This is a genomic window from Ruegeria sp. CDSA089 (genome assembly GCF_059612205.1).
The window spans coordinates 1-17,659 of the sequence record NZ_JBXWQD010000011.1; the positions used below are offsets into that span (position 1 = coordinate 1).

The 17,659-nt window shown below is 57.4% G+C and carries 14 protein-coding genes and 1 tRNA gene; 11 read left to right on the top strand and 4 right to left on the bottom strand.

Annotated elements, in window-relative coordinates:
• Positions 1–55: 55 nt before the first annotated feature.
• The 4 genes from AC2FJ6_RS18975 to miaA all read right to left on the bottom strand — a co-directional run bounded on the left by AC2FJ6_RS18975 (position 56) and on the right by miaA (position 5,589).
• Positions 56–1,519 carry an ABC transporter permease gene (locus AC2FJ6_RS18975; protein ID WP_496669690.1) on the bottom strand — a complete coding sequence of 488 codons (1,464 nt, stop codon included), beginning with the start codon at positions 1,517–1,519 and terminating at the stop codon, positions 56–58.
• A gap of 14 nt (positions 1,520–1,533) precedes the next feature.
• A complete protein-coding gene (locus tag AC2FJ6_RS18980) occupies positions 1,534–2,580 on the bottom strand; it encodes an ABC transporter permease (RefSeq protein WP_170769540.1) in 1,047 nt (348 codons plus the stop codon).
• 119 nt (positions 2,581–2,699) lie between these two features.
• Positions 2,700–4,370 (bottom strand): ABC transporter substrate-binding protein, encoded by a 1,671-nt coding sequence (locus AC2FJ6_RS18985; RefSeq protein ID WP_170769541.1) that lies wholly within the window; start codon positions 4,368–4,370, stop codon positions 2,700–2,702.
• A gap of 325 nt (positions 4,371–4,695) precedes the next feature.
• The gene (miaA, locus tag AC2FJ6_RS18990) at positions 4,696–5,589 is read right to left on the bottom strand and encodes a tRNA (adenosine(37)-N6)-dimethylallyltransferase MiaA (RefSeq protein WP_170769542.1); all 894 of its coding nucleotides are present in this window, start codon (positions 5,587–5,589) and stop codon (positions 4,696–4,698) included.
• Between the two features lie 95 nt (positions 5,590–5,684).
• Between miaA and pyrH the strand changes: the two genes are divergently transcribed.
• The 11 genes from pyrH to AC2FJ6_RS19045 all read left to right on the top strand — a co-directional run bounded on the left by pyrH (position 5,685) and on the right by AC2FJ6_RS19045 (position 17,657).
• Positions 5,685–6,428 (top strand): UMP kinase, encoded by a 744-nt coding sequence (gene pyrH / locus AC2FJ6_RS18995; RefSeq protein WP_170769543.1) that lies wholly within the window; start codon positions 5,685–5,687, stop codon positions 6,426–6,428.
• A 228-nt stretch (positions 6,429–6,656) separates the two neighbouring features.
• Entirely contained in the window at positions 6,657–7,883 is a 1,227-nt protein-coding gene (locus AC2FJ6_RS19000) for an aminotransferase class V-fold PLP-dependent enzyme (protein WP_170769544.1), read from the top strand.
• 48 nt (positions 7,884–7,931) lie between these two features.
• Positions 7,932–9,353 (top strand): cryptochrome/photolyase family protein, encoded by a 1,422-nt coding sequence (locus AC2FJ6_RS19005; protein ID WP_170769545.1) that lies wholly within the window; start codon positions 7,932–7,934, stop codon positions 9,351–9,353.
• 69 nt (positions 9,354–9,422) lie between these two features.
• Positions 9,423–10,631, top strand: a complete 1,209-nt coding sequence (locus tag AC2FJ6_RS19010; RefSeq protein WP_496669692.1) for a class I SAM-dependent methyltransferase — start codon at positions 9,423–9,425, stop codon at positions 10,629–10,631.
• Positions 10,632–10,647: 16 nt separating this feature from the next.
• The gene (locus AC2FJ6_RS19015; RefSeq protein WP_170769547.1) at positions 10,648–11,088 is read left to right on the top strand and encodes a TrgA family protein; all 441 of its coding nucleotides are present in this window, start codon (positions 10,648–10,650) and stop codon (positions 11,086–11,088) included.
• 27 nt (positions 11,089–11,115) lie between these two features.
• Complete coding sequence (locus tag AC2FJ6_RS19020) at positions 11,116–12,231, top strand: NUDIX domain-containing protein (protein WP_170769548.1); 1,116 nt, start codon at positions 11,116–11,118, stop codon at positions 12,229–12,231.
• A 69-nt stretch (positions 12,232–12,300) separates the two neighbouring features.
• Positions 12,301–13,335, top strand: coding sequence for a cysteine synthase A (locus AC2FJ6_RS19025; RefSeq protein ID WP_170769549.1), 1,035 nt, complete (start codon positions 12,301–12,303; stop codon positions 13,333–13,335).
• On the top strand, positions 13,335–15,752 hold the full coding sequence (locus AC2FJ6_RS19030; RefSeq protein WP_170769550.1) for a DUF3772 domain-containing protein: 2,418 nt from the start codon (positions 13,335–13,337) through the stop codon (positions 15,750–15,752). The genes AC2FJ6_RS19025 and AC2FJ6_RS19030 overlap by 1 nt, the downstream gene beginning before the upstream one ends.
• Positions 15,753–15,841: 89 nt before the next feature.
• Positions 15,842–15,931: transfer RNA gene (locus AC2FJ6_RS19035), tRNA-Ser, on the top strand.
• 383 nt (positions 15,932–16,314) lie between these two features.
• Complete coding sequence (locus AC2FJ6_RS19040) at positions 16,315–17,274, top strand: glycosyltransferase family 2 protein (RefSeq protein ID WP_170769551.1); 960 nt, start codon at positions 16,315–16,317, stop codon at positions 17,272–17,274.
• On the top strand, positions 17,271–17,657 hold the full coding sequence (locus AC2FJ6_RS19045; protein WP_170769552.1) for a GtrA family protein: 387 nt from the start codon (positions 17,271–17,273) through the stop codon (positions 17,655–17,657). Before AC2FJ6_RS19040 ends, AC2FJ6_RS19045 begins: the two co-directional genes overlap by 4 nt.
• Positions 17,658–17,659 lie beyond the last annotated feature (2 nt).

The window sequence follows — 17,659 nt, forward strand, 5'->3', positions numbered from 1 at the left end:
TGGCTAAAAATATCCCGGGGGGTCCGGGGGGCTGGCCCCCCGGCCTCGATCACAATCAGTCCTTCAGACTTTCTTCGCGCAAACCGTCGGCCAGCAGGTTCAAACCCAGAACCAGTGACAAGAGGGCCAAAGCAGGCGGAAGGGCAGGGTGCAGATAGATCGACAGCAGCTTACGCCCCTCGTTAATCGTTGAACCCCAGTCCGGGCTTTCCGGTGGCAGACCCAATCCAAAGAAACCCAAGGTCCCCAAAAGAATGGTCGTGTAGCCAATCCGCAAACAGAAATCGACGATCAGCGGACCACGCGCATTGGGCAGTATCTCCCATAGCATGATGTACCAGGGGCCTTCGCCTCGCGTTTGCGCAGCCGCCACATAGTCGCGGGTTTTGATATCCAGCGCCAGCCCGCGAACGATACGGAACACAGTGGGCGAGTTCACAAAGACCACCGAAACAAACACCACAAGGATGCCGCCGGGGATGTCGAACAGGTCCAGATAGGTTGGCAGACCCCAGATGCTATAGCTGTCGGTGTTGACAATGTACCCGCCGGTCGAGATCAGCGATAGATACAGCCACAGCGCCACTCCAAGCACACCAATCAGCAGCGGCGTGCGGAAATTCGGACGTGTATAGTAACGAGAGTTCAGTAACACCCCCAAAAAGATGATCGGAAAGACAAACAGGACAGCGGCCATATAGTTTGGCACCCCTGTCGCCACGATCTCGGGCGTGACCAGCAGATAGAACAACAGGATCACCGGGAAAGCCAGGATCAGGTTGGCCAGGAAGGACAGCAGTGTGTCCAAACGACCGCCATAGTACCCGGCAGGCAAGCCCAGCGTGATCCCGACCATGAAGGCGAACATCGTTGCCAGCGGGGCGATCTGCACCACGATCCAGGCCCCTTTGACCATGCGGCTGAACACGTCGCGGGCCAGGTTGTCTCCGCCCAGCAGATACCAGGCGTATTGACCCTCTTCCAAACTGGACAAAGGCGTTCCTGGTACTTTGTTCTTCATGCCCGAAATCTGGTCCAGCGGGTCATGGGTGACGATCAGATCCATCGCCCCAAAAATTCCGGTAAATACCCAGAACATCACAAGGCCGAACCCGATCATTCCGATGGGGCTGTCGAACAGCTTGCCATACAGACCCAGCTTGCGCTTGAACGCGATCGACATGGCGTAAAGCAGGATCAGCGACATCCAAACCGGCAGAAACTGCTGGGACATGGCGCCGATGATCCCTGCGTTTGTGCCCATCAGGATGCCAAGGACGATATAGGCAACCGCAAGGCCGACACTGGCCAGAAAACTGTATCGCATCGCGGCTTGGATCATATTCCGCAGCCCCGAACTGGACGTTAGTGTACCGTCCGGGTTCACGGTCATCTGATCCTCGGGCAGGATGATGCTCGCCAGCATCCAGGCGACAATGGACAGCGCCATCAGTGCCAGCGCCAAGGCGATCAGCGGGTTGAGGAAGGCGATAGAGCCGGTCCAGGTAAGTGGTTCCATGATCTGACCCTCCCTTAAGAAATGCGGATACGCGGGTTGAGGTAGACATAGCCGATATCCGAGATCAGCTGCGTCACCAGCACCACAAAGACCGACACGACCGAAATCGCCAGCAAGAGCTGGATGTCGTTATTCCCCGCCGCTTGCACCAGCGCCCAACCAAAGCCCTTGTAGTTGAAAAGGGTCTCGACGATTACCACACCATTCAGCAGCCATGGGAACTGCAACATGATGACGGTAAAGGGGGCGATCAGCGCGTTGCGCAGCGCGTGTTTCATGACGATGTTCGAAAAGGACACGCCTTTCAGCCGCGCGGTACGGATATATTGCGCCGTCATCACCTCGGTCATCGAGGCGCGGGTCATCCGGGCGATATAACCCATCCCGTAAAGCGCAATCGTCAGCACGGGCAGGAAGAAATTCTCGAATGTCGGGTTCTCCATAGCCTGCGTGGCCGTGCCCTTGAACCACTTCAATCCAACGGCGGATGAGGTGAAAATGGCGATGAAGATCACGCCTGACACATATTCCGGTGTCGCTGTTGTGGTGATGGCAAAGGTGGACAGGGTGCGATCGGTGGCCGAGCCTTCTTTCATGCCCGCCAGAACGCCAAGGATCAGTGCCGAAGGGACCATCAGCAGCATCACCCAGAACATCAGCCGACCTGTCAGGGCGAGACGTGTGCCGACAACGGTTCCGACCTCTTCTTTGAAGACTGTGGAATAGCCCCAATACCCCTGCAAAATACCGCAGAAATTGGGCGATTCCTCGGCGGTTTTACCAGGCAGAATGCATCGGCCCTGAACGGTTCCGTCTTCGTTGGTGTGCCGGTACGATGGCAGAACACCCAGCCATTCGCCATATTTTATGGGCGTTGACTGAAGATAGCCGCCTTTTTCCAGAAAACTCTCGACCTGTTCATCCGACATCCGAAAGTTGCCCTGCGTTTTGGCAAGCTTTTCGAGGTTCGGATACAGGTTGGTGAGGAAAAAGACCAGGAATGTCAGGCACAATGCTGTCAACAGCATGATCCCGACCCGCCTTAGAATGAATAGTCCCATGATAGCCCCTGTTGGTCGGCTGGCGCTGGTTTCAGGCCGTGCGCGTCGCTAGTATTTTTCGCCGGGTCAGCGCCGACGAAAAGGCCGCGCCCTTACGGCGCGGCCCTGTAGGTGTCGGCTTAAGAGACGATGCCGAACTTATACAGCTGCGGCAGGTCCGCGATGTGCTTTTCAACACCAACCATGTTGTCACGGTGGTGACGCATTGCTGTCCGCCAATAAGGCTGGATGGTCACACCCTCTTCGATCATGATCGTTTGCAGCTTGGCCATCACCTCGCGGCGCTTGTCCACATCGGCGATCGAGTTCGCTTCGGCCAAAAGCGCATCGAACTCGGCATTGGCAAAGCCGGACTCGTTCCACGCCACGCCTGACTTATACGCCAAGGCCAGAACCTGCGTGCCCAGCGGGCGGTGGTTCCAGTTGGTCGAGGAAAAGGCGTATTTCGTCCAGTCGTTCCAGAAGGTCGAGCCGGGCAGAACCGTATGTTTCGCCTTGATGCCCGCGTCGTTCAACTGCGCAACCACAGCAGCGGTGGTATTGCGACGCCAGTCATCGTCGATCGACTGAACTTCGTGCTCGAAGTCTGCCATGCCCGCTTCTTCCATCAGCGCCTTGGCACCTGCCGGATCATACGGAATACGGGTCACCGCCGAGTCGTATTCGGGGTGCATTGGACCTACATGGCAGTTCTCGGCAGGGATGCCGTAGCCGGACATACCAAGCTCGAGGCAGACATTGTTGTCCACGGCCATGGCCAGCGCCTGACGCACACGTTTGTCGCCATAGATCTTATTGCCATTGGCGTCTTCGGCCAACTGGTTCGGACGAATGACGATGGTAAAGCCCGAGGGGATTTCCGAACGGGTCAGGCCGATGCCGTCGAAGATGTCAACAAATTCGCCGACCGATTCCCAGTTCATGTCGATCTCTTCGGCCTCATAGGCGGCCAGGAAGGCTGCCGGGTCGGTGCCGTAGTCGATAAACTCGATCCGGTCGATATAGCCGCCTTTGCCAGCCTCATAGCCCCACCAGTCAAAGCCTTCGTTGCGCACCAGCACACCTTTGACGCCGACCTCGTGGCTTTCGGGGATCATAAAGCCGGTGCCGACCGGGTTGGCCAGCATGTTATTGGCATCAAAGCTGCTGTGTACGATGGCGGCCGGATAGTCCGCCATGCCGGGAATGATGGTGATGTCGGGTGCGTTACACGTCAGTTTGACGGTATGGGAATCCACAACCGTAATTGCACCGTCCGCGGCCTTCTGCGTGGCCTCGTCAATCAGCGATGCCATGCGGGATGCCATCGAGTTGCCCTCTAGCCCCGCATCACACCAGCCGGTGATGTTGCGTGCCACGTCTTCGGCGGTGAAGTCGTCGCCATTGTTCCACTTGACGCCTTTGCGGACGTTCAGAGTGTATTCTGTCGCGTCGTCATTGGCCTCCCAGCTTTCCAGCAGCATGGGTTTGAACGAGCCGTCATTGTTGTATTCGACCAGATATTCCAGCCAGCCAGCGGTATAAGTGGCGATTTGGGTCCAGTCATAGGTGCGCGGATCCTTCAGCGCGCGCACTTCCATCTGATAACGGATGGTGCCGCCACGCTGCGGTTCTTGCGCGGCTGCGGGTGAATTCAGTCCGATCATGCCATAAGCGGCGGGCACGGCAACGCCCAACGCGGTGGCGCGGGCCATGAACTCGCGCCGACTGAGCTTGCCGTCACGATATTCCTGTGCGTGCATCTCCGCCGCCCAGTGCATCGGTGCTCCGGTCAAGGTTTGCTTTGTCATTTATGTCTCTCCCTGTGACATCAATTTTTGTGATTTGTGAGTGGAACCGCTCAACGCCGAAAGAAGCGTGCAGCGCGTCCGCGGGTATTCGTTGCTGTGATACTGAACATCCCCATGCCTTCATTCGGCACCAGAAATTCTGTTAGGTCAACGTTCGAAATCGTCATTCAGGAGACAAAAGCGACATTGTGGAGGATCGCAGCCTGGAAATACGGGATCGTGTCCTGGCTCAAGAAGCCTGGCGGGTTCCCATTAACACAAGGGATTCGGATCATCGATGGCGCGTAATTCTTGCCGTCTATCGCAGTGGCAAGTTGCGCTAGTATCACTTTGAGAAATCAACGTGAATCCAGTTTTTCATCCGTGCTCGAAACCAGGTGCGTTGTCGTTTGGCGAACTGGCGGGTCGAGATCGTGGCGCGATCTCGGGCGGCATCCAGGGAAAGCTGGCCGTCAAGATATGACATAAGCTCGGGGACACCGATGGCCTTGAAGGCGGGAAGAGAGGGGTCGTAGAGGGATCGCATCGCCTCGACTTCATTCAAAGCGCCGGTATCTAGCATCAGATCGAAACGGCGATTGATCCTATCTAGAAGCCATTGTTTGTCCACGTCAAATACGATCGGCACCGTGTCGTCCGGGCTCAGAATAGGCGGCGGAGTATCAGCTTGCCAGTCCCGCAGGCTGCGTCCGGTGGCGCGCTGCACTTCCCAAGCGCGCTGGACGCGGGCGCGGTTTTGCCGGTCCAACCGGGCCAGAGTTTCGGCATCCACACCCTTGCTCAGCGTTTGCAGGTCAAGCTGGTCGCCCTCGGCACGTATTTCTGGCGGAGTAGCGGGTATTTCGGCCATGCCCTCGGTCAAGGCCGAGAAATACAGCCCCGTGCCCCCAACAATAATCGGTCGTTGTGGGCCGGTCAGCAAGGGTGTGACCTCGCGCAGCCAATGGCCGGTCGAATAATCCTGATCATACGCGACATGACCATAGAGCAGATGCGGTGCGCGGGCCTCATCCCCAGTCGAGGGGCGGGCCGAGATCACCTGCCAGCAGTCATACACCTGACTGGCATCTGCATTGACGATGATGCCGCCGAATTCTTCGGCGATCCGAAGTGCAAGTTCGGATTTACCTGACGCTGTCGGCCCCGCAATCAGTACGGGTTTATCGTCTGGGATAGGGGGCAGGCGGTCCCAAATTGGCGATGTATCTGTTTTGGCCATCGGGGCTGCCTTGTTCCTCATGATCCGCATTGAACCTGTCGCGGTTTTGCTTCATTTTGCGCCGGAATTAAACCCGTGCCAGCCCGGAGCGCAACATGACCCTTTCCCCAGACATCGACACCCCGAAAACCAAATACAGTCGCGTGATGCTGAAGATCTCTGGCGAGGCGCTGATGGGCGACCAGGGGTTTGGCCTGCATCCGCCGACCGTCCAGCGTATCGCGCAAGAGGTCAAATCGGTGCATGATCTGGGTGTCGAGATCTGCATGGTGATCGGCGGTGGCAATATTTTCCGGGGTCTCAGCGGCTCGGCGCAGGGGATGGAGCGGACGACGGCGGACTATATGGGGATGCTGGCCACGGTGATGAACGCGCTGGGGATGCAATCCGCGTTGGAAGAAATCGGGGTGTTCACCCGTGTGATCTCGGCCATTCGCATGGACGAGGTGTGCGAGCCTTATATCCGTCGCCGTGCTGTACGGCACCTTGAGAAAAAGCGGGTCTGCATCTTTGCCGCCGGGACCGGGAACCCTTATTTCACCACCGACACTGCGGCCACTTTGCGTGCAAATGAAATGGCTTGCGAGGCGATCTTCATGGGAAAGAACGGCGTGGACGGTGTCTATGACAAAGACCCCAAAGAACATGCGGACGCGGTGCGCTATGACACAGTCACCTACGATGACGTGCTGGCAAAACGGTTGCGGGTTATGGACGCCTCGGCCATTGCGTTGGCGCGAGACAACAACCTGCCGCTCATCGTGTTTGGTCTGGACGAACCAGGCGGCTTCCGGGGAATCCTTGCCGGTGAAGGGACTTATACCAAGGTTCAGGGCTAAGCCTTCACCCATATGTGACAAAAGCCGGGCCATCGCGCCCGGCTTTTTTTGTTCGGGCGCTTGACGGGATTGGTCGGTCTGGGCAGTTTGGCCGCGTCCTTGCCTGTGCTGGGGCTGTCGTCGCGGCTGCGGCGGCTCGGCTGGAAGACCTGCCATGATGTCCGAAGAGGCTGGAATCATGCCCGGTCCCTTAAAAGATTGACCTGCATGATCAAGGAGTTCCGTGCCATGAGCACTTTGGATATAGACTTTGTCCGCGCGCAGTTTCCCGCCTTTTCCGAACCATCTCTGCAAGGCCAGGCCTTTTTCGAAAACGCCGGTGGGTCTTACACATGCAAGCCCGTGCTGGACCGGCTGTTTCGCTACTATACCGAACGCAAAGTACAACCCTATGCGCCCTATGAGGCCAGTCGTCTAGCGGGCGCCGAGATGGACGAGGCGCGTCGGCGCTTGGCGGCTATTCTGGGCGTCGACACCGATGAGTTAAGCTTTGGCCCTTCGACCACGCAGAACACTTATGTCATGGCGCAGGCATTTCGGCAGTGGATGCAGCCGGGTGAAGCGATCATCGTCACCAATCAGGACCATGAGGCCAATTCCGGCCCGTGGCGGCGCTTGGCCGAGGATGGGATTGAGGTCAGGGAGTGGCAAATCGACCCCGAGACCGGCTCGCTTGACCCGCAGGATCTGGCAAACCTGCTGGACGACAAGGTGCGTCTGGTCTGTTTCCCCCATTGCTCGAACGTAGTTGGTGAGATCAATCCGGTGGCCGAGATCACCGCTATTGCGCATGCAGCGGGTGCGTTTGTCTGTGTTGATGGGGTGTCCTACGCGCCGCACGGCCTTCCGAATGTGGATGAGCTGGGGGCGGATATCTATCTGTTTTCAGCCTATAAAACTTATGGTCCGCATCAAGGATGTATGGTGGTCCGGCGAAAATTGGGGCAGATGCTGCCCAACCAGGCGCATTTTTTCAACGGCGATGTGCTGTATAAGCGGTTCACGCCTGCCGGACCCGATCATGCGCAGATCGCGGCCAATGCTGGCATGGCGGATTATATCGCCGCACTCAGCGTTCATCACGGTGGTCCCGACGGGTCCGACACTCAGCGTGGAGCGTTCGTGCATGATCTGATGCGTGGGCACGAGGTGTCATTGCTGCAGCCGTTGCTGGATGCGGTGTCAAACCGCAATGCTGTGCGCTTGATTGGCACCGCTGATGCAGAAAAGCGCGCACCCACGGTTGCTTTGGCGTTGAACCGAAATGCGGAAGAGGTGGCGGGTGAATTGGCCACACACGGGATTATGGCGGGTGGAGGCGATTTCTACGCCGGGCGTCCGTTGCAGGCGATGGGGGTCGATCCGGCGCAGGGCGTGTTGCGGGTCAGCTTTACGCACTACACATCGCAACAGGAAATTGATCAATTATTGAATGCACTTGACGCCGTTTTGTGATCCAGTTCCCGTCCACTCCCGTAAAATGGGAAAAACATCTGGGCGGTTATGGAACAGCAATCTGCGATCATCATGTGGTTCCGGCGGGACTTGCGCCTGTCAGATCACCCAGCGCTAAGCGCGGCCGCCGCCACCGGTCGGCCCGTCATCCCGCTGTTCATCTGTGATGATCTGACGGACAAATTGGGCGCTGCGCCGAAATGGCGGCTGGGTCTGGGGATTGAGGCTTTTCAGAGCGCCCTCGGCAAGGCCGGAAGCCGTCTGATCCTGCGCAAGGGCATCGCGTTGCAAGTATTGCAAGACGTTGTCGCCGAAACTGGGGCTTCGGCCGTCTATTGGTCGCGCGCCTATGACCTGGATGCCATTTCGCGCGATACCCAGCTAAAATCTGCCCTTAAAGACCAAGGGGTTGAAGCCAAATCCTTCCCTGGCCCTTTGTTGTTCGAGCCTTGGAACGTGGCCACCAAAACGGGTCAGCCGTTTCGCGTGTTTACTCCAATGTGGCGGGCTGTTCAGGGTCGGGCGGTTCCACAACCGTTGGCCGCGCCGACTCGATTGACGCCTCCGGTGCACTGGCCCGAGTCCGAAGATCTGTCCTCATGGCGTTTGAGTGCAGCGATGAACCGGGGCGCGCAGGTCGTGACTCGCTTCGTGCAGCCGGGCGAAACTGCGGCACTGGCCGTATTGCAAGGGTTCTTGAATCGTCTGCCTGACTATTCCCGAAACCGCGACCTGCTGGCGTCCGAGGGGACCTCAACCCTGTCGGAATACCTGTCGCTGGGGGAGATCAGCCCTCGGCGTATTTGGCACGCGGTACAGAATGCTGCCCTGAACGGGGTGTCGGGCTCGGATGCCTATCTGCGTCAGCTTGTCTGGCGCGAGTTCGCCTATCACCTGATGTTTCACTGGCCGCATATCACATATCAGAACTGGAAGCCCGAATGGGATCAGTTTCCATGGCAAACGCGCACTGACCAACCCGAGGTTCTGGCCTGGACGCGGGCCCGAACAGGTATACCAGTGGTGGATGCCGGTCTGCGTGAGATGTATGTGACGGGACGGATGCACAACCGCGCGCGTATGATCGTGGCAAGCTATCTGACCAAGCATCTGATGACACATTGGAAAATCGGGATGCGGTGGTTCGAGGATTGCCTGATTGACTGGGACATCGCCGCCAATGCGATGGGCTGGCAGTGGGTGGCCGGATCGGGGCCGGATGCGTCTCCGTTCTTTAGAGTGTTCAACCCGGTCACGCAGCAAGAAAAGTTTGACCCAGACGGCGAATATGTCCGGCGGTGGATCGCTGAAGGACAAGCCAATCCGCCCGACACCGCGCTTGCCTATTTTGAGGCCATCCCGCGCGCTTGGGGGCTGGCCCCAGATGACGGCTACCCTCAACCCGTTGTCGAATTGGCCGACGGGCGCAGGCGCGCGCTGGCGGCCTATGAACACTACAAGAACCAGTAAGGAACTGAAAACTTGCCAGAAACACAAACTCGGCCTAGCCTACGCCAACAACCGCATAGGGGAGAGCGGATGATCCTGACAACGACAGATGGGCAAGAAAACCTGCCACGATACTTCACGCAAGTGACGAAGATGTTGCGAAAGATGGAGTCCGGTCGCCTGGACATTGTGCTGCCTGATGGCCGCGTGTTTCGCACCGAAGGGGCCAAGCCCGGACCAATCGCGCAGGTAGATATCCATAACCCCGACGTTTTTGCCCGACTAGTGCGTGAAGGTGAGCTTGGGTTCTCGGACGCCTATCTGGAAGGTGACTGGAGCACGCCAGACCTGCGCTCTTTTATGGACCTGGTGCATCTGGGCACCGAAACGGTTTACGACGATTTCACCGGCAAGTTTCTGGTGCAGGCTTATGAGCGTTTGCGGTTCTGGCTAAACGGAAACAGCCGCAATCAGGCCAAAAAGAACATCTCGTATCACTATGATTTGGGTAATGATTTTTACTCCGCATGGCTGGACGATACGATGACTTATTCCAGCGCTTTGTTCGAAACCGGACAGGAAAGTCTGGAGAAGGCGCAGACGGCAAAATATGCCAGCCTTGTCGACGAGATGGGCGCAAAACCCGGCGATCATATCCTTGAAATCGGATGTGGCTGGGGTGGCTTCGCTGAATATGCCGCGAAAGAGCGTGGCTTGCGGGTCACAGGGCTGACCATCAGCCAAGAGCAGTTGAAGTTTGCGCAAGAACGTATTGAGAAAGCTGGTCTTTCTGATCTTGTTGAATTCAAGTTGCAGGACTACCGGGACGAGCGTGGGCAGTATGATGGCATCGCCTCGATCGAGATGTTCGAAGCGGTGGGTGAGAAATACTGGCCGATTTATTTTGAAACCGTCCGCGAAAGGCTCAAACCAGGCGCGCAGGCCACGTTGCAGATCATCACTGTCGCCGACCATCGCTGGGACGTCTACCGCAATGGTGTTGATTTCATTCAAAAATATATCTTCCCGGGTGGAATGCTGCCCGCGCCGTCCGTGCTAAAGGATCAGGTGACTCAAGCGGGTTTGACCGTGGTCAAATCAAGGGAATTTGGCAAAAGTTACGATCTGACACTGCGACGTTGGTATGACACGTTCAACGATAAATGGGACGATATCGCTCAGATGGGTTTTGATGAGCGTTTTCGCCGCATGTGGAATTATTATTTGACCGCATGTGGCGCGGCCTTTGACACGGGTAATTGCGATGTGACACAGATCACAATAGCAAAACCGAGTTAAACAACGGACCCTTACAATGCCCACCGCGTCTCGTCTTGTCGCTGCAACCTGCTTATTGGTTGTGGCTTTTCTCGTCTCCAGCATGGTGATCGAGAACGGCGAAGAGGGGAAGGATTACGGCTGGTTCACCTATGTCAACATGTTGCTTGGGGTCATCTGTGGCTGGAAAGTGATGGGCAAACGTGCAGGCCGCGGGTGGACAGCCGGTGTGAACAATGGCCTGACCGGGATGGCGGCTCTGGTGTTCTGGGGCCTGTTTGTTCAGGGCTGCAATGAAATGATCCGGCTGGCCATGCGTCACCGCTATGATGGCCCGTTCGAGGCTTTGCTGGCCATTTTTCAGATCAGTGTCGAATTTGGGCAGCAGTTGCTGGCCCCAGAAATACTGTGGACGTTGGCGATCGGTGCGTTGGTCGCGGGTCTTGCCACAGAAGAAGCCAGCCGTCGCTGGCGGTAATTCTCGACCGAATACGAGACTTGATCCGTGACTGACCTGTTTTTCTACGGCACGCTGCAACACCTGCCTTTGCTCGAGCTTGTGCTGGATCGCCCCGCATCTGAAATGAAACTGTCCGAGGCCAGACTGCGGGACCACGCGGTTTATGGGGTCAAAGATCAGGCGTTTCCGATGATCCTGTCAGAAAATGGCTCGTATGCGGAAGGATTGCTGGTTCAGAATCTGTCTCAGAACGACCTTGAGCGGCTCAATTTTTATGAGGGTGGATTTGACTACGAACTGCGCCCACTTCGGGTTGAGACAGTGGAAGGTGCCAGCGTGCAGGCGGATGTGTACTTCCCCGATCCGGGTCTCTGGACCCCGACGAAGCTTTGGGAATTGCGAGATTGGGTTGATCGTTGGGGCGATATTTCCGTAACCGCCGCGCATGAGGTGATGGGCTATTTCGGCAAGATCGACGCGGCCACGCTGGCCAGAAGCTTTCCGGCACTTCGAACACGGGCATGGGCAAAAATCGCCGCGCGTCAGCGCGGGACAGGGGACCTGCGTGATGTTACCAAGGATGTGGTCTTGCATAACCACCGGTATGCTCATGTGAACTACTTCGGAATGGAAGAGGTCGCGTTGCAACACAGGCAACATGACGGCACGATGGGGCCGGTTCTACAACGTAGCAGCCTGATGCAAGGCAGCGCTGTTGTGGTTCTGCCCTATGACCCGGCGCGCGATGTGGTCTTGCTGGTTGAACAATTTCGCCCGCCGGTTTTCATTATCGACGATCCCGAGCCCTGGATGTGGGAACCCGTCGCAGGGATGATCGACCCGGGTGAAACGCCCGAACACGCCGCCCGCCGCGAAGCGCAAGAGGAAGCGGGCGTGGTCCTGCAGTCGCTGGAATATGCGGGCGGGGCCTATTCCTCGAGCGGGTCATCGACCGAATACATTCACCTTTACGTGGGTCTGGCGGATCTGGAACTGACAGTTCAAGGCGGTGGGCTGGCCTCGGAAGGAGAAGATATCCGAAGCCAAATCCTGCCATTTGTCGATTTCATGGATCGTGTCGATGCGCATGGGTTCAAAGATTTGCCTTTGCTGGCGCTGGCCCATTGGCTTGCGCGGCACCGAAACCGTTTGCGCGCCTGAGGATCGCCGCTTGTGGTTGGCGCGCGGCAACTGTAAATCTGCCTTGATCCGTAATGAAATGAGGGCGCCATGCGCATTGCGAAAGACCTTGCCGACGCAGTCGGAAAAACACCACTTATCCGATTGAAGCGCATCAGCGAGGAAACCGGGTGCGAAATTCTGGGGAAGGCCGAGTTCATGAACCCCGGCCAGTCGGTCAAAGACCGCGCCGCGCTCTATATCATTCGGGACGCCATCGCACGGGGTGAGTTGAAGCCCGGCGGCACGATCGTCGAAGGCACCGCCGGGAACACCGGGATCGGTCTGGCGCTGGTCGGGGCCTCGATGGGGTTCAAGACTGTAATCGTGATCCCGGAAACCCAGTCCGAAGAGAAAAAGGACATGCTGCGTCTGGCCGGTGCGCAACTGGTGCAGGTGCCTGCCGCGCCCTATCGGAACCCCAATAACTTCGTGCATTACTCGCGCCGTCTGGCCGAAGAGCTGTCGCAGACCGAACCCAATGGCGCCATCTGGGCCAATCAGTTTGACAACGTGGCCAACCGTCAGGCGCATGTGGAAACCACCGGGCCTGAGATCTGGGAACAGACCGGCGGTAAAGTCGATGGCTTTGTCTGCGCCGTGGGCTCCGGAGGAACGCTGGCCGGTGTCGCCGATGCATTGCAGCCAAAGGGCGTTAAAATTGGCCTCGTCGATCCGATGGGTGCGGGGCTTTATTCCTACTACACCACCGGTGAGATCGCGATGGAAGGCAGCTCGATCGCCGAAGGCATCGGTCAGGTGCGCATCACCAAGAACCTCGAAGGGTTCAAGCCCGATTACGCCTATCAGATGACCGATAATGAGGCGCTGCCGCTCATCTTCGATCTGCTGCGCGAAGAAGGACTGGTTATGGGCGGTTCGACCGCGATCAACATGGCGGGTGCAGTGCGTCTGGCCAAGGACCTTGGGCCGGGCCATACGATCGTGACGATCTTGTGCGACTACGGCACACGCTATCAGTCCAAACTGTTCAACCCGGAATTCCTGCGCGAAAAAGAACTGCCGGTACCCGATTGGATGACCGAAGCCCCACGCAGCATTCCCGGCGTGTTCGAGGACGTGTGATGTTGCGACAGGTCCGCCTGTTCCTGGCGCTTGTCTCGGTTTGTATAGCGGTTCTGTGTGGCCCAGCGGTTGCGCAGCTTTCGGACAGACAGAGCGAGTATTATCAGGGCTGGGTCAAAACAGCGGACCGAGCCGAGACCGTGATCGAAGCGGATCGCGCCTCGAATGCAGCGCTCGAGAATCTGCGTGCGGAAATTCATACGTACCGCGATGACTTCAACCGAGCACGCGGCGCGAATACCGAGCGTATCCAGACGCTTGATGCGCAAATCAAGGCGCTGGGTCCCAAACCCGAAGGTGACGCGACCGAGCCCGAAGACATTGCCGCTCTGCGGGCCCATTTGGAAGAACAGCTGAATACGCTTCAGGTCCCGCAGATCATTTCGGAAGAGGCGTTCAGCCGCGCCAATGGCCTGATTACCGAAATCGACCAGCTCTTGCGGACCCGGCAGACCAAAGAGCTGTTGGAGCGGGGACCGTCGCCGGTCAATCCCGTGTATTGGGGGCCGGCATGGACCGATCTTCGCGAAGCAGGTCAAAGCCTCTTTAACGAGGCGCGTCGAAACTTTGGCACGGATGTCGTGCATGAAAATCTGCGCGATCAGGGGCTGGGTATCGCCCTTCTGGTGGCAGTTGCCGGGGTTTTGCTGTTCTTCGGCAAGCACTGGTCCGAGGTGGCCGGAAACTACATGCGGCAGTTCGGCGGGCAGGGCAGTGGGGTGTGGACCTTTCTGACATCGCTGCTGCGCATTCTTTTACCCTGGCTGGGGGTCTGGCTGGTCGTCAAGGCCATTGTCATGTCCGGACTTCCCGGCTTTCGCGGCACATTGCTGCTGCAAAACGTGCCATATTGGGCTGCGATCATTTTCTATTTCGACTGGATCGGGCGGCAAGTCTATGTGCTGCAAGAAGCACAGGGGTTTAAACGTTTGACCGCCAAGCGCGTGGCTGAGTTGCGGGTCTATCTGGACGTTCTGGCCGTGCTTTTGATCCTGCACGATCTGGTCGACCTATTCGAGCAGATCGAGAATATCTCGGATGCGACGCGCGCTGTTGTCGGGTTCCCCGTCACCATTGTGACCGCACTGGTCCTGTTACGCGTGCGACAGATCCGAAGCACCGAAGCCCCGCTGGATGCTGATGATGGGTCGCTGGCTCGGGGTACGGGTTTGACCCAGTTGATCGAGTTTCTCCGCCGGGCATTGTTCCTGTTGGGTATAGCCAGCCCAATTCTGGCTGTCATCGGCTATACGAATGCCGCCGAAGCGATTGTCTATCCTGCGGTCAAATCACTGGTCCTGATTGGGGCACTGGTCATCTTCCAACGTTTCCTGACGGCCGTTTATGGCTGGATTTCGGGGCAGGGCGAGGCGGCGAAAGATTCGCTTTTTGCGGTCTTGATCGGGTTCGCGATGGCGATCTTTGCGTTGCCAGTTCTGGCGATCTACTGGGGCGCGCGCGAAACCGACTTACTCGAGGTCTGGTCCCGCATCCTGCTGGGTTTTGACATCGGTGGCGTGACGATTTCACCGAAGAATTTCTTTACCTTCCTGATCGTCTTCCTGATGGGCTTTGGCCTGACCCGAATGCTGCAAGGGGGGCTACGCAGTTCCCTGCTGCCCAAGACCAAGATTGACCCCGGTGGCCAGAACGCGATCGTCGCCGGGACAGGCTATGTCGGAATTTTCCTGGCGGCGCTCTGCGCCATTATGGTGGCTGGGTTCGACTTGTCCTCGCTGGCGATTGTTGCTGGTGCGCTGTCGGTCGGTATCGGCTTTGGCTTGCAGACCATCGTGTCTAACTTTGTCTCGGGTATCATCCTGCTTGTCGAGCGTCCGATCTCGAAAGGCGACTGGATCGATGTTAACGGGATGATGGGCTATGTGCGCGATATCTCGGTCCGTTCGACACGGATCGAGACGTTCGACCGATCCGATGTGATTGTGCCGAACTCGGACCTGATCAGCGGTGTGGTGACGAACTATACGCGCGGCAACACGGTCGGGCGAGTGATCGTGCCGGTCGGGGTCGCTTATGGCACCGATACCCGCCGGGTCGAGGCGATCCTGGGCGAGATTGCCAATGCGCATCCCATGGTTTTGGCTAATCCGGCCCCCAATGTGGTGTTTCAGGGGTTTGGCGCAGACTCGCTGGATTTTGAAATCCGGGCTATCCTTCGAGACGTCAACTGGATGCTGTCCGTGAAGTCGGACATGAACCACGAAATCAACCGCCGGTTTGTCGAAGAAGGTATCGAAATCCCGTTTGCCCAACGCGACGTCTGGCTGCGCAATCCCGAAACCTTGCGTGTGGCGGATCCTGCCCAGGACAGCGCGGCACAGGCGTCTGCGCCCGCATCCACGCCGATCGAGATGACCGAGGTTGACCTGTCAGGCGGGGACGGGGACGAGCCTTGACGGGTTTCGCGACCCTTTCCGCAAAGCGAAAAAAACGCTCTAATCGGGCCTTGCAAATCCCCAAGCGATAGTCCAAATATCGCCCGCACGGAGAGGTGGCCGAGTGGTCGAAGGCGCACGCCTGGAAAGTGTGTAGGCGGGAAACCGTCTCCAGGGTTCGAATCCCTGTCTCTCCGCCACAATCCCTCAATTCTCGAACCTCAGATATACCCCCAGACTGTCTTAGCCCGAGGCGAATTTCTCCTTGGACCTTTGGTCGCGTGCTTGCTGGTTTGTTGTCTGAACGTCGCATAGTTTGACCGCTTCAGATAAATAACCGCTTTTGTCGCAAGTTGGGCGCAATGCTGCCATATCAGTCGGGCATCGGGACATCGTTGTGTAGTCCGAAACGGCAATGTGACAGATCGGTAACTACAGGCTGAAATCTGGCGTGTTTGGATTAGCGGTCGTTTCGGCTTGAGATATCAAGGGTAAGGATCCGAAAACTAGGAGTTGACCGGCCTCGCATGGCGGGGTTGGGATGTGCATAAAACGAGTAGGGCAATTTGCCTGCGGAGGTTAGATGTTATTGTCTGTCGTCGTCCCTTGCATGAACGAAGAGGACTCTCTTCCCATGTTGGTGGATCGTCTGATCGCTGCGACCAGGGCCTGGGCCTCGGAGGTTGAGATCGTGCTGGTTGATGACGGCTCAACGGACAAGACCTGGGACGGTATTTGCGCACAGGCGGATCGACATTCATGTGTGCGCGGCTTGAAGTTGTCGACCAATCGCGGACATCAGGTAGCACTGACCGCAGGTCTGATGGCAGCCAAAGGCGAGCGGATTTTCATGCTGGACGCGGACTTGCAGGATCCGCCGGAATTGCTGTCGGATATGATGGCGATGATGGATCGTGGGTATGATGTGGTCTATGGTCGGCGTAGTGAGCGCAAGGGCGAAAGCTGGTTCAAGAAGATGACCGCGCACGGGTTTTACCGCTTACTGAATCGCCTGTCCGATGTTCCGATCCCGAATGATACGGGCGATTTCCGGCTGGTCAGTCGCCGCGCGCTGGATGCGGTTTTGAACATGCCCGAGCGATCTCGGTTCATTCGCGGCATGTTTGCCTGGGTCGGGTTTCGCCAGATTGGCATTGAATACATCCGCGACCCCCGCGTGGCCGGTGAGACTAAATATCCGATGTCAAAAATGATTAGGCTGGCCTTTGACGCTCTGTCCAGTTTTTCGATTAAGCCCCTGCAAATCGCCACGCGCCTTGCGTTTCTGACCCTGATCATTGCGGCCTTGATGGCCGTTTATGTGTTCTGGTCCCTAATCCTTTATAGCACTGTGGCTGGTTGGGCCTCGACCGTTCTGGTGATCAGCTTCTTCTCGGGCATTCAACTGCTGACGCTCGGCATCATCGGCGAGTATCTTGGTCGCCTTTATGTCGAGGCCAAGGGCCGCCCGTTGTATTTTGTCGATGAACATGTCGGGCAATCCACGGATGTCTCGGTTAAGGACGTATCAAAGCAGGCATGACCGATACACGTCGCATATTCCGCTTTGCGGTCGTTGGTACAGGCGTGGCTGTCTACTATTTCCTGACCTATCTGGGGCTGTTGCGGCTTGTCGGCTCACCTTGGATTGCCAATGCGCTGGCTTTTGGAACCGCGATCTTGATCCAGTATATAGGTCAGTCTGTCTGGACCTTCGGCAAGCCCGTCATGGCGCCGGCTCAGTTTGGTCGGTTCTTGTGCATGATCGGCATCGGACTTGTCGTTTCATCAACCATTACAGGTGTTTTGGGGCCTCGGTTTGGACTGTCTCAACCGGTCACCGCCGGACTAGTAGTCATCGTCCTGCCTGTCATAAATTTTGTGATCCTGCGGCTTTGGGTCTACCGCGAAGAAAAGTCACTTTGAAA

Excerpts from the sequence above, each read along its gene's own strand:
- pyrH (WP_170769543.1), top strand. The coding sequence starts at position 5,685 with ATGACCCTTTCCCCAGACATCGACACCCCGAAAACCAAATACAGTCGC.
- AC2FJ6_RS18975 (WP_496669690.1), bottom strand. The coding sequence starts at position 1,519 with ATGGAACCACTTACCTGGACCGGCTCTATCGCCTTCCTCAACCCGCTG.
- AC2FJ6_RS19000 (WP_170769544.1), top strand. The coding sequence starts at position 6,657 with ATGAGCACTTTGGATATAGACTTTGTCCGCGCGCAGTTTCCCGCCTTT.
- AC2FJ6_RS19010 (WP_496669692.1), top strand. The coding sequence starts at position 9,423 with ATGATCCTGACAACGACAGATGGGCAAGAAAACCTGCCACGATACTTC.
- AC2FJ6_RS19040 (WP_170769551.1), top strand. The coding sequence starts at position 16,315 with ATGTTATTGTCTGTCGTCGTCCCTTGCATGAACGAAGAGGACTCTCTT.
- AC2FJ6_RS19005 (WP_170769545.1), top strand. The coding sequence starts at position 7,932 with ATGGAACAGCAATCTGCGATCATCATGTGGTTCCGGCGGGACTTGCGC.
- AC2FJ6_RS19025 (WP_170769549.1), top strand. The coding sequence starts at position 12,301 with ATGCGCATTGCGAAAGACCTTGCCGACGCAGTCGGAAAAACACCACTT.
- AC2FJ6_RS19015 (WP_170769547.1), top strand. The coding sequence starts at position 10,648 with ATGCCCACCGCGTCTCGTCTTGTCGCTGCAACCTGCTTATTGGTTGTG.
- AC2FJ6_RS19030 (WP_170769550.1), top strand. The coding sequence starts at position 13,335 with ATGTTGCGACAGGTCCGCCTGTTCCTGGCGCTTGTCTCGGTTTGTATA.
- AC2FJ6_RS19045 (WP_170769552.1), top strand. The coding sequence starts at position 17,271 with ATGACCGATACACGTCGCATATTCCGCTTTGCGGTCGTTGGTACAGGC.
- AC2FJ6_RS18980 (WP_170769540.1), bottom strand. The coding sequence starts at position 2,580 with ATGGGACTATTCATTCTAAGGCGGGTCGGGATCATGCTGTTGACAGCA.
- AC2FJ6_RS18985 (WP_170769541.1), bottom strand. The coding sequence starts at position 4,370 with ATGACAAAGCAAACCTTGACCGGAGCACCGATGCACTGGGCGGCGGAG.
- miaA (WP_170769542.1), bottom strand. The coding sequence starts at position 5,589 with ATGGCCAAAACAGATACATCGCCAATTTGGGACCGCCTGCCCCCTATC.